Below are 14,203 nucleotides of genomic sequence, written 5' to 3' on the forward strand. Positions count from 1 at the left end.
TGAATCGCCAGGGCGGGATCAACCGCCACCGATGGCGTGGACCACTTCGACCTGGTCGCCGTCATTCAGCTGCGTGCTGTCGTGCTGGCTACGCGGCACGATATCCAGGTTGAGTTCCACCGCCACCCGGCGCCCTGCCAGCTCCAAGCGGGTCAGCAGGGCCGCGACGCTTTCGCCAGCGGGCAATTCGTAAGGCTCACCGTTCAGTTGAATGCGCATGCGCACGGCCACCATTATGCTTTTCGGGCCCGCATTCTAGCGCCGATCAACGCGTTAACCCAAGGGCAGTGCGCGCCATTAGTCGCGATTGTGGACCGGTTGGTCAGCCCAAGCGCCAGGCTGCCAGGCCCAGGCACAGCCAGCCGGCGAGGAAGCACAAGCCGCCGATGGGGGTAATGATGCCAAGCTTGCTGACCCCGCTCAGGGTCAACAGGTACAGGCTACCGGAGAACAATACGACACCCACGGCGAACAGACCGCCGGCCCAGCCCACCAGGCGCCCCGGCAAATGCGCAGCGAGCAGCGCAACACCGAAGATCGCCAGCGCATGCACCAGCTGATAGGTCACGCCGGTGTGAAAAATCGCCAGGTAGTCGGCTGTCAGGCGGTTTTTCAGGCCGTGGGCGGCAAATGCGCCAAGGGCGACACCGGTAAAGCCGAAAAAGGCGGCGAGCATCAGGAAGCTGCGAAGCATGGGACGACTCCTCGTATCGGGTCTGTATAATGGCCCGTTCCAACGGTCCGGCCAAGCCATCGCCATGCTGTCATCCCTTATACGTCGCCTCGCTCGCGCCCTGCTCTGGTTCGCTGCCGGCAGCATCGTCGTGGTGCTGGTGTTCCGCTGGGTCCCACCGCCCGGCACGGCATTGATGGCCGAGCGCAAAGTGCAGTCGTGGTTCAGCGGCGAACCTATCGACCTGCAGCGCGACTGGGAACCGTGGGAAAAAATCTCCGATGACCTCAAGGTGGCGGTCATCGCCGGCGAGGACCAGAAGTTCGCCAACCACTGGGGTTTCGACATCCCGGCTATCCAGGCTGCGCTGGCCTACAACGAGCGTGGCGGCAACATTCGAGGCGCCAGCACCCTGACCCAGCAGGTCGCCAAGAACCTGTTCCTGTGGTCGGGCCGCAGTTGGTTCCGCAAGGGGCTGGAGGCCTGGTTCACGGCGCTGATCGAGCTGTTCTGGTCCAAGGAGCGCATCCTTGAGGTGTACCTGAACAGCGCCGAGTGGGGTAAGGGCGTTTTTGGCGCCCAGGCGGCGGCGCGCCACCACTTCGGCATCGATGCCAGCCGGCTGAGCCGCCAGCAGGCCGCTCAGTTGGCGGCGGTGCTGCCCAGCCCGATCAAGTGGAGCGCCAGCCGGCCAAGTGCCTACGTCGCCAGCCGGGCCGGTTGGATTCGGCGGCAGATGAGCCAACTGGGTGGGCCGAGCTACCTGATGCAGCTGGATGCTTCACGCAGGCAATAAAAAACCGTGCCCTGCAGGGCACGGTTTTTAAATTCAGCCAGGCACCAATCAGGCGGCAATCAACGCCTTGACCTTGTTCATCGCATTCTTCTCCAGCTGACGAATACGCTCAGCCGAAACGCTGTACTTGTCCGCCAGCTCATGCAATGTCGCTTTTTCCTCAGCCAACCAGCGCTGGTAGAGAATATCGCGGCTACGATCGTCCAGGCCTTGCAGAGCTTCATGCAGGTTGCTGGTGGAATTGTCGCTCCAGTCAGCGTCCTCAAGCTGCACAGCCGGGTCGTAACGGTGGTCTTCCAGGTAATGCGCAGGCGACTGGAAGGCGCTGTCGTCGTCAGCCTCGGCTGCCGGGTCGAAGGCCATGTCCTGGCCGCTCAGGCGGCTTTCCATCTCGCGCACTTCACGCGGCTCGACGCCGAGGCTTTCGGCCACACGATGCACTTCATCGTTGTTCAGCCAGGCCAAACGCTTCTTCTGGCTGCGCAGGTTGAAGAACAGCTTGCGCTGAGCCTTGGTGGTAGCCACCTTGACGATGCGCCAGTTGCGCAGGATGAATTCGTGGATTTCAGCCTTGATCCAGTGCACGGCGAAGGACACCAGGCGCACACCCATTTCCGGGTTGAAGCGCTTGACTGCCTTCATCAGGCCGACGTTGCCTTCCTGGATCAGGTCGGCCTGGGCTAGGCCGTAGCCTGCATAGCTACGGGCGATGTGTACGACGAAACGCAGGTGTGCCATCACCATTTGCCGAGCGGCCTCGAGATCCTGCTCATAATAGAGACGCTCGGCCAGATCACGCTCCTGCTCGACAGTCAGCAGCGGGATGCTGTTGACCGTGTGCACATAGGCTTCCAGGTTTGCACCGGGTACCAGGGCATAGGCAGGTTGCAACGATGTGGTCATTCAAGAACCTCCGACTTACTAAACTCGCGCCTTGTGAGCACTGCCAACATTGACCCGGAACGACGGTACGAGTTCCAAAATGAAAAAAATGTCAATGCTGGCACAGAAAAACTATCGTGGTGCCAACTCGTTCAAGTGACGAGCGACCGCGATCCATGCACCGATATACCCCAACAGCACCGCCCCGATCAAGAGCGACAGACCATCGGATGCTGGCACCCCGCCCAAGGCGAAGTCACTGCCATACAGCCCGGACAGCCCTACCACGGCCTCGTTCAGCCAGTTCAGGCCGAATGCGAGAATACCCCAGGCCAACAAGCCCGCACCCAGGCCGTACAAGGCGCCCATGTACAGGAAAGGCCGGCGTACGTAGCTGTCGGTGCCGCCAACCAGCTTGATCACTTCGATCTCGGTACGGCGGTTTTCAATATGTAGACGAATTGTGTTACCGATTACTAACAGCAAGGCAGAAATAAGCATCACAGCCAGCCCGAAGACGAACCGGTCGCCCAGTTTGAGGATGGCTGCGAGGCGCTCCACCCACACCAGATCGAGCTGGGCGTTTTCTACCCGTGGCAATTGAGCCAGGCGTTGACGCAAGGCTTCCAGGGCCGGCTTGTCGACTTCTGTCGGGGTCACCACTACCACGCCAGGCAGCGGGTTGTCGGGCAGCTCACGCAAGGCCTCGCCCAACCCGGACTGCTGTTGGAACTCCTCCAGCGCCTGCCCAGGGCTGACGTATAGCGCGTCGGCCACGCCGGGCATGCCCTTGATCTCTTCGCGCAGCGCCTCGCCCTCCTTGCTGCCCGCATCGAGCTTCAAGTACAGCGAAATCTGCGCCGCGCGCTGCCAGGAGCCGCCCAGTACCTCGACATTCTTCAGCAGCAGCGACAGCCCCATGGGCATGCTCAGCGCGACGGCCATGACCAGGCAGGTGAAGAAGCTGCCGATCGGCTGCTTGCCCAGGCGGCGCAGGCTGTCGGCCAGGCTGGCCCGATGGCTCTCCAGCCAGGCATTGAGCAGCGTGCGGAAGTCTGGGCCGTCATCGTCATGCTCGCCGCGTTTTTTCCTGGTATCGGCGTCGGCGGCCTTGGGCGCAACCCGCTCGGAAACCTTGGGTGTACGTGTAGTGCTCATTGCCCGGCCTCCCCATCGCCGATCAGTCGGCCGCGCTGCAGGGTCAGCATGCGGTGGCGCATGCGCGCGATCAGTGCCAGGTCGTGGCTGGCGATCAATACCGTGGTGCCCAGGCGGTTGATGTCTTCGAACACGCCCATGATCTCGGCGGCCAAGCGCGGGTCGAGGTTACCGGTCGGTTCGTCGGCCAGCAGCAAAGCCGGCTGGTGGACGATGGCACGGGCGATACCGACACGCTGTTGCTGGCCGGTGGACAGGTCGGCCGGAAACAGCTCGCCTTTGTCTGCCAGCGACACACGCTCCAGCGCCGAATCCACCCGCTTGGCGATCTCGGCCTTGGACAGGCCGAGAATCTGCAATGGCAGCGCAATGTTGTTGAAAACGGTCCGGTCGAACAGCAACTGGTGGTTCTGGAAAACCACGCCGATCTGCCGACGCAGGAACGGGATCTGCGCGTTGCTGATCTGGCCCAGGTCCTGCCCTGCCAGCAGCAGTTTGCCGCTGGTCGGGCGCTCCATGGCCAGCAACAGGCGCAGCAAGGTGCTCTTGCCGGCGCCAGAATGGCCGGTGACGAACAGGAATTCGCCCCGGCGCGCCCGGAAACTCAGCTCATGCAAGCCGACATGGCCGTTGGGATAGCGCTTGGCAACCTGTTCGAATCGGATCATGGATGCTCTCGCTCGGCGAACAGAGCCTTGACGAACGGCTCGGCTTCGAAGGTGCGCAGGTCGTCGATGCCTTCACCGACACCGATGAAGCGGATCGGGATATTGAACTGCTTGGCCAGGGCAAAGATCACCCCGCCCTTGGCGGTGCCATCCAGCTTGGTCAGGGCCAGGCCGGTCAGCTCGACGCTCTGGTTGAAGTACTTGGCCTGGCTGATAGCGTTCTGGCCGGTACCGGCATCGAGCACCAGCAGCACCTCGTGCGGCGCCTCGGCGTCGAGTTTGCCCATGACCCGGCGAACCTTTTTCAGCTCTTCCATCAGGTTGTCTTTGGTGTGCAGACGGCCGGCGGTATCGGCGATCAGCACGTCGGCACCACGTGCCTTGGCGGCCTGCACGGCATCGAAGATCACCGACGCGGAATCGGCACCGGTGTGCTGGGCGATCACCGGGATCTGGTTGCGCTCACCCCAAACCTGCAACTGTTCGACGGCAGCGGCACGGAAGGTGTCGCCTGCTGCCAGCATGACCTTCTTGCCTTCAAGCTGCAGTTTCTTGGCCAGCTTGCCGATGGTGGTGGTCTTGCCGGCGCCGTTCACGCCCACCACGAGGATCACGTAGGGCTTGTTCTGCGCTTCGATTTTGAGAGGGCGCTCGACCGGGCGCAGCAATGCAGCCAGCTCGTCCTGCAGGGACTTGTACAGGGCATCGGCGTCTGCCAGCTGCTTGCGGGCGACCTTCTGGGTCAGGTTCTGGACGATGATCGAGGTCGCTTCCACACCGACGTCGGCAGTCAGCAGGCGGGTTTCGATTTCGTCGAGCAGGTCGTCATCGATGACCTTCTTGCCCAGGAACAGGCTGGCCATGCCTTCGCCAATGCTGGCGCTGGTCTTCGACAGGCCCTGCTTGAGGCGGGCGAAGAAGCCGGGTTTGGCCTGTTCGCTGGCGGCCTGGGGGGCAACGACCGCGGCTGGCTGGGCTTCTGGCTCTGGCTCGACAAGCGTTGAGACTGTGGCAGGTTCTGGCGCCGGGCGCTCGGGGATCGCAGGCGGGGCCTTGGGTTCCAGGTCCGGGACCAGGGCGACGGGCTCTTCGGCTACGGGCAGGACCAAGTTGCTGACCGGGGGCTCGACCGCTTCGATTACCGGGGCCTCGGGGGATACGGCAACCGGAGCAGGGTTTTCGGATTGCGGGACGGCAGGCTCGCCATTCGCAGGCAAGCCCGCTTCCACAGGGGCCGGAGTAGGCTCAGCAACCCGCACAGCCTCGGGGGCCCGGGCAGGTTCAGGAACCCCTACAACCTCGGGGGCTGGAACAGGTTCTGGGGCCGGGGCGGGCTCAAGGGCAGGGGCGGATTCGGGCGCCGGTGCAGGCTCGACGGGGCGTGGGGCCTCGGCGGCTGGCACAGGGGCTTGGGCGGCGTCCGGCTCAGCCGGAGCAGCTTCAGGCTGCTCGACGGCCGGCTGCGGCGCTAGCGGCTCTGCAGGCTGCTCATCGGGGGCTTGTGGCTGTTCGGCGACAGGTTGCTGCGGCTTCTTGCGAAACCAGCTGAACAGGCCTTTTTTCTCGCCAGCCTCTGCCGGCGCTTTTTTGTCGTCGTTGGAACCAAACATGGAAGACGGCTATCTCAGGGTAGCGATGGGCCAGCAGCGGCACATCGGGAATTCTCTTAACGCAGAACAGACTATTTTGAATCCGGCTGGTTCATGCGCAATGTTTTGTCTTGATAGACCTGTGGGCCAGAACGGCGACAGGCATGGTCGCCAGGCAACCGGATCAGTATCCTAGCACCTCCTGGCCCGCCGACGCTAAACCCAGCGGGCCGCCGAACAGGTTAAACACCTTATGAATGCTCTAGCCCGCCGCGCCGCTGGCCTGTTGCTCAGCACGCTCTGCCTGCCGCTCGCGGCTTTCGCCGCCGATGTGCAACCCACCCATGAATTCATCCTCGACAATGGCCTGAAGGTCGTCGTGCGCGAGGACCACCGTGCGCCGGTGGTGGTTTCGCAGATCTGGTACAAGGTTGGCTCGAGTTACGAAACTCCAGGCCAGACCGGCCTGTCCCACGCCCTGGAACACATGATGTTCAAAGGCAGCGCCAAAATCGGCCCAGGCGAAGCCTCGCGCATCCTGCGCGATCTGGGCGCTGAGGAAAACGCCTTCACCAGCGATGACTACACCGCTTATTACCAGGTGCTGGCCCGCGACCGCCTGCCGGTTGCCTTCGAGCTTGAGGCCGACCGCCTGGCCAGTCTGCGCCTGCCGGCCGACGAGTTCGCCCGCGAAATCGAGGTAATCAAGGAAGAGCGCCGCCTGCGCACTGACGATCAGCCCAGCTCCAAAGCCTTCGAGCTGTTCCGCGCCATGGCCTACCCTGCAAGCGGCTACCACACGCCGACCATCGGCTGGATGGCCGACCTCGAGCGCATGAAGGTCGAGGAGCTGCGCCACTGGTACGAGTCCTGGTATGCGCCGAACAACGCCACCCTGGTGGTCGTAGGCGATGTCACTGCCGATGAGGTCAAAGGCCTGGCGCAGAAGTACTTCGGCAGCATCCCCAAGCGCAGCGTGCCGCCTGCCAAGCTTCCACTGGAACTGGCCGAGCCGGGCCTGCGCCAGCTGACCTTGCACGTACGCACCCAGCTGCCCAGCCTGATCTACGGCTTCAACGTGCCAGGCCTGGCAACCGCCAAGGACCCACGCACCGTGCACGCCCTGCGGCTGATCTCGGCCCTGCTCGACGGCGGCTATAGCGCCCGCCTGCCGGCCCGCCTGGAGCGTGGTCAGGAGCTGGTGGCCGGCGCGTCGTCCAGCTACAACGCCTTCACCCGCGGCGACAGCCTGTTCCTCGTTTCGGCCACGCCGAACGTGCAGAAGCAGAAGACCCTCGCCGATGTGGAGAAAGGCGTTTGGCAGCTGCTCGACGAACTCAAGACCACCCCGCCAAGCGCCGAAGAGCTTGAACGCGTCCGCGCCCAGGTGATCGCTGGCCTGGTCTACGACCGCGACTCCATCAGCAGCCAGGCCACAACCATCGGCCAGCTGGAAACAGTCGGCCTGTCCTGGAAGTTGATCGACAGCGAACTGGACGAGCTCAAGCGCGTGACCCCCGAAGACATCCAGAACGCCGCGCGCACCTACTTCACCCGCGAACGCCTGAGCGTTGCCCACGTACTGCCTGAGGAGTCCGCTCATGAGTGATCGCAGCGCACCACGCTACACCCTGATCGGCACGGGCCTCATCGCGCTGGTAGTGGCCGTCGCCGCGGTACTCGCGCGCCCGGCCCATTCCGAGGCCGACAGCACCGCAGCGCGGCCGGCCAATACCCTGCAGTCGCTGGCCGACCTGGACGGCAAAGCCCCTAGCCGGCGCCAGCTGAACATCCAGAACTGGACCACCGCCGAAGGCGCGCGCGTACTGTTTGTCGAAGCCCGCGAGCTGCCGATGTTCGACCTGCGCGTGACCTTTGCCGCCGGCAGCAGCCAGGACGGCAATACGCCGGGCTTGGCCACCCTGACCAACGCCATGCTCAACGAGGGCGTGGCCGGCAAGGACGTGACCGCTATCGCCGAAGGCTTCGAAGGCCTCGGTGCGGACTTCGGTAATGGCTCTTACCGCGACATGGCCGTGGCCTCGCTGCGTAGCCTCAGCGCGAAAGACAAGCGCGAACCGGCCCTCAAACTGTTCGCGGAGGTGGCTGGCAAGCCGACTTTCCCGGAAGACGCGCTCAAGCGCATCAAGAACCAGCTACTCGCCGGTTTCGAATACGAAAAGCAGAACCCCGGCAAAATTGCTGGCAAGGCGCTGTTCGCCAAGCTTTATGGCGACCACCCGTATGGCCAACCCAGTGATGGCACTGCTGAAAGCATCCCGGGCATTACCCTGGACCAGCTGCGCGCCTTCCACGCCAAGGCTTACGCGGCTGGCAATGCGGTAATTGCCCTGGTCGGCGACCTCAGCCGCGAAGAGGCCGAGGCCGTCGCCGCCCAAGTCTCCGCCGCCCTGCCCAAAGGCCCGGCGCTGGCCAGCCCAGCCCAACCGGTCGAACCGAAAGCGGGTGCCAGTCACATAGACTTCCCGTCCAAACAGACCCACCTGATGCTCGCCGAACTGGGCATCGACCGTCAGGACCCGGACTGGCCTGCGCTGTCGCTGGGCAACCAGATTCTCGGTGGCGGCGCCTTCGGTACTCGCCTGATGAGCGAAGTCCGCGAGAAGCGCGGCCTGACCTACGGCGTATACTCGGTATTCAGCCCGATGCAGGTAAGCGGCCCGTTCATGATCAACCTGCAGACACGCGCCGAGCTCAGCGAAGGCACCCTGAAACTGGTCCAGGGTATTCTCGCCGATTACCTGAAGAGCGGCCCGACCCAGCAAGAGTTGGACGACGCCAAGCGCGAACTGGCCGGCAGCTTCCCGCTGTCCAACGCCAGTAATGCGAGTATCGTCGGGCAACTGGGCGCCATTGGCTTCTACAACCTGCCATTGACCTGGCTGGAAGACTTCATGCAACAGTCCCAGGCGCTGACCGTCGAACAGGTCAAGGCCGCGATGAACAAGCACCTGACAGCCGATAAACTGGTGATCGTCACCGTCGGCCCGAGCGTGCCGCAGAAACCGCTGCCGGCCCCCACTGACAAACCCGCCGAGCAACCGCTCGGCGTACCGGAGCACTAATGCCTAGATCCACCCCTCCCGCCCGCCCGCAGCAGGGCCAAAGCAAGGGCCAGGGTCACCTGCGCATCATCGCCGGCGAGTGGCGCAGCCGCCGCCTGGCGGTGCCTGAAGGCGACGGCCTACGGCCCACCACCGACCGCGTGCGCGAAACCGTATTCAACTGGCTGGCGCCCTACATCGAAGGCGCCAGGGTGCTGGATGCCTTCACCGGCAGCGGTGCTCTGGTACTGGAAGCGTTGTCCCGCGGTGCCGAAGATGCCGTGGCGCTGGACAGCAACGCAGCGGCAATCAGCAACCTGAAGAACAACCTGGAAATCCTGCGCTGCCCGCGCGGGCAAATCCTCCAGACCGACGCCCTGCGCTACCTGCAAGGCCCGGCCAAGCAGCAGTTCGACGTCGTATTCCTCGATCCGCCGTTCCACCAGGATCTGCTGGCCAACACCTGCAACCTGCTGGAACAGAACCAGTGGCTTCGCGACCAAGCCTGGATCTATACCGAAAGCGAAGCGGCACCGTCGACCCTGCAACTACCGGGTAACTGGCGCCTGCACCGCGAGAAGAAGACCGGCCAGGTGCACTACGCGCTCTGGCAGCGGGGCTAACTATGTAGCGCTGCCTGCATGGGCATTTCGCTGAAGCTGTTGCGGTTCACTGCAACCGGAGCACTTCAGCGATGACTTTACCTTCTCTAGGCCTCGATCAGGTCTCGGCAGGCTTGGCTTCTGTGGTTTCAGCCGCGCCCCTGCCACTGCAACACTTCACCCTGGACAACGGGTTGTCCGTTTACCTGCGGGCAGATCACAGCAGCCAGATGGCCGCCGTGCAACTCTGGTATCACGTGGGTTTCAGTGATGAGCCTGCGGGCCACAGCAACCTGTCCCACCTTCTGGAGCATTTGATTTTCGAGGGCAGCAGCAAACTGGCCGCAGGCCAATACTCACGGGTGATCGCTCGACTTGGCGGCAATGCCAATGCCAGCACCCATGAAGATGCTACTGCGTACGAGATAGCGCTACCGACCTCTCGATTGCCCATCGCCCTGGAGATCATGGCCGATGCCATGAGCAGCGCAACTTTCGGCCAGGCAGAACTGAATCGGGAAAAGAAAGCGGTCGAAGACGAACGACGACTTAAATTCGATAATCAGCCAGATCAACAGGCTTTTGATAGTCATTGCGCGCTGGCCCTTGGCAGCAATCCCTATGGGCAACCGAACTTCGGCCTCCCGGAAGACCTTGGCAATATCCAGCTGGAGGCGCTACGCACCTGGTATCACACCTGGTACCGGCCCAATAACGCCACGCTTGTAGTGGTTGGCAACATCGACCTGCCAACGCTCCGCCAGCAGATAGAACCGTACTTCGCCAGCTTGCCGAGTGCGCCATTGCCGGAGCGGCCCATACCGCGGCAAGACGTGCGGTTGCAGGAGCGCGAGCAAACCGTCAGCCTGCCGGGCTTACGCGACGGTTTATTCATGTCGTTCAATGTCCCTGGCAAGGCCACCGCCGCTGACGCGGCCACCGCACCGGCCCTGGAGTTGATCCGCGAGCTGCTTGCAGAGGGGTTCAGCGCCAGGCTCTACAGTGACCTGGTGAGGAACAAACGCCTGCTTGCCAGCATCAGAATCGACTATCAGCCGCTGGTGCGCGGTGACACTCTGCTGACCATTTCCGCATATGTAAACAGCACGAACAATTCGCCGGAACAGGCTGCGCAAGCCGTCTATGAGCACCTGGACGAACTGCGCAATACGCCAGTGCCCATGGCAGACCTCGAGCGCGCAAAACTGCGCATGCTCGCACGCCGACTGTTCGCTGACAGCCTGGTATCCCAGGCTGAGCAGATAGGTGCAGCCGCTGCTGCAGGCTTACCCGTCGAAGTTATTGACCAAGATGCCCAAATCATCCGCGACCTCGATTGCATCAAGGTGCAGCAAGTGGCACTTGCCTACCTGGGGCGCGAGCGGTTGACCACCACCTACCTACGGCCAGGAGCATCAGCATGAACCAGGCACATTCCCCGGCCCCATCGCCGCTGACCTGTAACGGCCCCGCTGAAGACACCGCTCTCGCGGCCATGGCTAACCTCCAATCAGCGCAGGGTACGGAACTTGGCAAACTTCCGCCCCTGCAAGCCGTCCCGGAGCAGTGGCAAACTGCCGAAGGCAGTAACGTCAGCTTCCTCGCACGCCATGACCGCCCGATGTTCGACCTGGCACTGCGCTTTCGCGCGGGTAGCGTGCTCGACGGCACCACGCCGGGGCTTGCGGCACTTGTCCTGTACAGCCTCGATCAAGGCACCGGGCAGCTGGATGCCACTCGATTCGCCGAAGAACTGGCAGGGGTCGGCGCGATATTGGGAAGGAAAATCAGCGACGACTGTGCCCTCATCACACTACGCGCCCTCAGCCTGCCTGCGCTACGTGCTGGCGTGATGCAGCTGCTGACCGACATGGTGGCGCGCCCGGCGTTCAGGCCGGCCGATGTGGCCAAAATCGGCGAACGGCTGGTGTTCAGTCACGCCAGATACGGCAACCACCCGATATGGCGGATTAACAAGGCAACAACGGCGCATATCTTCAATGCCCACCCCTACGCTGCCACTCTGACTGCAGAAACCATCGGCAATATCAGCGAGGATCAGATCAGGGATTTTCACAAGCGGGCGTACTCGGCCAACAACCTCGACATCGGCCTGGTGGGAGACCTCACTCGCGAAGCAGCAGAGCAGCTTGTCAATGATCTGGTTGGGGCTCTGCCGCAAGGCTGGGCGGCGCAAACCACGCCCCCCCTACCTGAATACCAGCCACTGGACCAGAACCTCGTGGCCGCTAGCAGCGCCACTCAGTCAGCGCTAACCCTCGCAACCAAAGTGTCACCGCACGACCCGGTATTCCCCGCATTGCATCTGCTCAACACGATTCTTGGCAGTAGTTATGAATCGCGTCTGACTCAAGAATTGCGCACGCTACGCAACTTGACCTATGCCATATCCTCCGATCTGAGACCGCTGGACGCCGCCAGCCAGCTGCAGATCCATTGGGATATCGCGCCCCAATATCGCGATGCTTCTGGCGCGCTGGTGTCGGGGATACTGGCGTGCCTGGGTGAGCGAGGCCCCAGCCAGGCAGAATGCGATATGGCGGTAAACCAGATTGCCGGAAGGCTGCACGAACGCCTGGCAGACAGTGGCGCACTGGCCGTGGCGCTGGCGAAATACAACCACCAGGGCCTACCGCCGGATCATCTTGCCACCTTCATCGACAAACTGTCGGTACTGACGCCGGCCGAACTACGTGAAGCGGCGCAAGTGTGGTTGAGTGCCCCACAGGTATTCATCACCACAGGTCCGGCTACCGAACAGTTGCCGTTGCCCACCCCGCCTCCGCTCGACCAATAGCGCAGGTACAAGGGCGCTGTTTCATGGCACTCTAGGCTGGCACATCACGAGTCGCCCAGTATGCCCAGCACCAGCGCCCCTTTCCGTCCGGCCGTCGGCCTTTCCAATCCTCACCTGCAAACGCTGTGGGGGCCACTGTGGCGCAAGCTGCCGGAACTGCAGCGCAACCGGGAGCGCTTGTGGCTGGCCGATGGGGACTTCCTTGACCTCGACTGGCATGGGCCGCACCAGCCGGATGCACCCCTGGTGCTGGTGCTGCACGGTCTGACCGGGTCCTCGCATTCGCCTTACGTCAAAGGCCTGCAACAGGCGTTACAGCACCGTGGATGGGCTAGCGTCGCAGTGAACTGGCGCGGCTGCTCGGGAGTACCGAACCTGCTGGCGCGCAGTTACCACTCCGGTGCCAGCGAAGACCTGGCTGAGATCATCACCCACCTGCGCGCCCAGCGCCCATTGGCGCCGTTGTACGCGGTGGGCTATTCGCTGGGTGGCAATGTGCTGCTCAAGTACCTGGGCGAGACTGGGGTCGCCAGCCAACTGGAGGCGGCGGTGGCGGTATCGGTGCCGTTTCGCCTGGACCACTGTGCCGACCGTATCGGTCAGGGGTTTTCCAAGGTTTACCAGGCGCACTTCATGCGCGAAATGCTGGCGTATGTGCAACTCAAGCAGCGGCACTTTCACGACAACGGTCAGCATGAAAGGCTGGAGGCGCTCACTCGCCTGGGGCCGCTGACCCGCTTACGCACGTTTTGGGACTTCGATGGCAAGGTTACTGCGCCGCTGAACGGCTTCCGCGACGTGCACGACTACTATCGCCGCTCATCGAGCCATTTCTTCCTGGGCCAGAACCGCACACCCACACTGATCATCCACTCCAGCGATGACCCGTTCGTCGCCGGCCATAGCCTGCCTACCGCCAGGGAACTGGCCCCACAGACCCGTCTTGAACTGCACAGCCACGGCGGCCATGTGGGCTTTGTCGATGGCAGCCTGCGCAACCCCGGGTATTACCTGGAGCGGCGCATTCCGAGGTGGTTGGTCGAGGGCCAGTAGCGAACCGGCTCCCCGGCACGCTCCTTGAGCAATCCGAGCCGCTACTCGCCGGTGGCAACACCATGCGCGGGGTTGTTGATCCACTCACTCCACGACCCGGCATACAGCTTGCCCAACGGGTACCCTGCCAGCGCCAACGCGAACAGGTTATGGCAAGCCGTCACGCCAGACCCGCAATAAGACACCAGCTGCTCCGGCGCCCGCCCCGCCAGCTTCTCGGCAAAGCGTTGCTTCAACTGGTCCGCCGGCAAGAAGCGCCCGTCAGGGCCCAGGTTGTCGGTAAACGCTGCACATTGGGCCCCAGGGATATGCCCCGCCACCGGGTCGATCGGTTCTACTTCACCACGGAATCGCGGCAAGGCGCGCGCATCGATCAGGGTCATTTCGGCTTTGCCCAGCTGCTTGGCCAAGTGTTCGCCGTCGATCAGCAACTTTGCGTCCGGTTCGCCGCTGAACGAGCCTTCACGCCGTGCTGGCGCATCCAGGCTCAATGGCAGGTGCGCGGCGTGCCAGGCCTTGAGGCCGCCGTCGAGGATGGCCACGCCGCTGCGCTTGCCCAGCCAGGCCAGCAGCCACCAGGCACGCGCGGCAAATGCACCGGGGCCGTCATCGTAAAGCACCACTTCGCTGTCGTTATCCACCCCCCAATCACGCAGGCGCTCGACCAGGTCATGCGGATCAGGCAGCGGATGGCGCCCCGTCCTGCCCTTGCTTATCGGGCCACTCAGATCACGCTCCAGGTCGGCAAAGTGCGCCCCGGCGATATGCCCCTGCGCATAGCTGCGTTGGCCGTAATCCACGTCTTCCAGGGCAAAACGACAATCGAGGATCACCAACTTGGGCGAGTTCAGACGCTCGGCCAGCTGCTGCGGGGTGATCAATTGCGCAAGGGGCATGAC

Annotated in this window: 14 protein-coding genes; 7 read left to right on the forward strand and 7 right to left on the reverse strand. The window is 63.1% G+C overall.

Translation table 11 applies throughout. The annotated features are described in order from the left end of the window. Window positions 1–18: 18 nt before the first annotated feature. On the reverse strand, window positions 19–219 hold the full coding sequence (gene thiS / locus ACFY68_RS01820) for a sulfur carrier protein ThiS (RefSeq protein WP_313297868.1): 201 nt from the start codon (window positions 217–219) through the stop codon (window positions 19–21). Window positions 220–322: 103 nt separating this feature from the next. Then, window positions 323–694: a DUF423 domain-containing protein gene (locus tag ACFY68_RS01825; protein WP_387522833.1), complete on the reverse strand. Its 372-nt coding sequence runs from the start codon at window positions 692–694 to the stop codon at window positions 323–325. Between the two features lie 64 nt (window positions 695–758). On the opposite strand from ACFY68_RS01825, the gene mtgA reads away from it, so the two are divergent. Further along, window positions 759–1,469 carry a monofunctional biosynthetic peptidoglycan transglycosylase gene (gene mtgA / locus ACFY68_RS01830; protein WP_387522834.1) on the forward strand — a complete coding sequence of 237 codons (711 nt, stop codon included), beginning with the start codon at window positions 759–761 and terminating at the stop codon, window positions 1,467–1,469. A gap of 48 nt (window positions 1,470–1,517) precedes the next feature. Here mtgA and rpoH read toward each other — a convergent pair whose 3' ends face one another. The 4 genes from rpoH to ftsY form a co-directional block, all read right to left on the reverse strand. Further along, window positions 1,518–2,372, reverse strand: coding sequence for an RNA polymerase sigma factor RpoH (gene rpoH / locus ACFY68_RS01835; RefSeq protein WP_346614175.1), 855 nt, complete (start codon window positions 2,370–2,372; stop codon window positions 1,518–1,520). Window positions 2,373–2,483: 111 nt separating this feature from the next. Next, a complete protein-coding gene (gene ftsX, locus ACFY68_RS01840) occupies window positions 2,484–3,509 on the reverse strand; it encodes a permease-like cell division protein FtsX (RefSeq protein WP_387522836.1) in 1,026 nt (341 codons plus the stop codon). Continuing rightward, window positions 3,506–4,177, reverse strand: a complete 672-nt coding sequence (gene ftsE, locus ACFY68_RS01845) for a cell division ATP-binding protein FtsE (protein WP_060480077.1) — start codon at window positions 4,175–4,177, stop codon at window positions 3,506–3,508. The genes ftsX and ftsE overlap by 4 nt, the downstream gene beginning before the upstream one ends. Next, window positions 4,174–5,787: a signal recognition particle-docking protein FtsY gene (ftsY, locus tag ACFY68_RS01850; RefSeq protein ID WP_387522839.1), complete on the reverse strand. Its 1,614-nt coding sequence runs from the start codon at window positions 5,785–5,787 to the stop codon at window positions 4,174–4,176. The genes ftsE and ftsY overlap by 4 nt, the downstream gene beginning before the upstream one ends. Window positions 5,788–6,019: 232 nt before the next feature. On the opposite strand from ftsY, the gene ACFY68_RS01855 reads away from it, so the two are divergent. The 6 genes from ACFY68_RS01855 to ACFY68_RS01880 all read left to right on the forward strand — a co-directional run bounded on the left by ACFY68_RS01855 (window position 6,020) and on the right by ACFY68_RS01880 (window position 13,304). Further along, a complete protein-coding gene (locus ACFY68_RS01855) occupies window positions 6,020–7,375 on the forward strand; it encodes a pitrilysin family protein (RefSeq protein WP_346614178.1) in 1,356 nt (451 codons plus the stop codon). Next, on the forward strand, window positions 7,368–8,852 hold the full coding sequence (locus ACFY68_RS01860) for a M16 family metallopeptidase (RefSeq protein ID WP_387522841.1): 1,485 nt from the start codon (window positions 7,368–7,370) through the stop codon (window positions 8,850–8,852). The genes ACFY68_RS01855 and ACFY68_RS01860 overlap by 8 nt, the downstream gene beginning before the upstream one ends. Then, entirely contained in the window at window positions 8,852–9,454 is a 603-nt protein-coding gene (rsmD, locus tag ACFY68_RS01865) for a 16S rRNA (guanine(966)-N(2))-methyltransferase RsmD (protein WP_387522843.1), read from the forward strand. Before ACFY68_RS01860 ends, rsmD begins: the two co-directional genes overlap by 1 nt. A 71-nt stretch (window positions 9,455–9,525) precedes the next feature. Continuing rightward, a complete protein-coding gene (locus ACFY68_RS01870) occupies window positions 9,526–10,857 on the forward strand; it encodes a M16 family metallopeptidase (protein ID WP_387522845.1) in 1,332 nt (443 codons plus the stop codon). After that, window positions 10,854–12,251: a M16 family metallopeptidase gene (locus ACFY68_RS01875; protein ID WP_387522847.1), complete on the forward strand. Its 1,398-nt coding sequence runs from the start codon at window positions 10,854–10,856 to the stop codon at window positions 12,249–12,251. Before ACFY68_RS01870 ends, ACFY68_RS01875 begins: the two co-directional genes overlap by 4 nt. Window positions 12,252–12,311: 60 nt before the next feature. Further along, complete coding sequence (locus ACFY68_RS01880; protein ID WP_387522849.1) at window positions 12,312–13,304, forward strand: hydrolase; 993 nt, start codon at window positions 12,312–12,314, stop codon at window positions 13,302–13,304. A gap of 41 nt (window positions 13,305–13,345) precedes the next feature. Here the strand turns inward: ACFY68_RS01880 and ACFY68_RS01885 are convergent, their stop codons facing one another. After that, the gene (locus ACFY68_RS01885; RefSeq protein ID WP_387522851.1) at window positions 13,346–14,200 is read right to left on the reverse strand and encodes a sulfurtransferase; all 855 of its coding nucleotides are present in this window, start codon (window positions 14,198–14,200) and stop codon (window positions 13,346–13,348) included. Between the last annotated feature and the right edge of the window lie 3 nt (window positions 14,201–14,203).

This window comes from Pseudomonas sp. NPDC012596, from assembly GCF_042902325.1.
Classification (GTDB): domain Bacteria; phylum Pseudomonadota; class Gammaproteobacteria; order Pseudomonadales; family Pseudomonadaceae; genus Aquipseudomonas.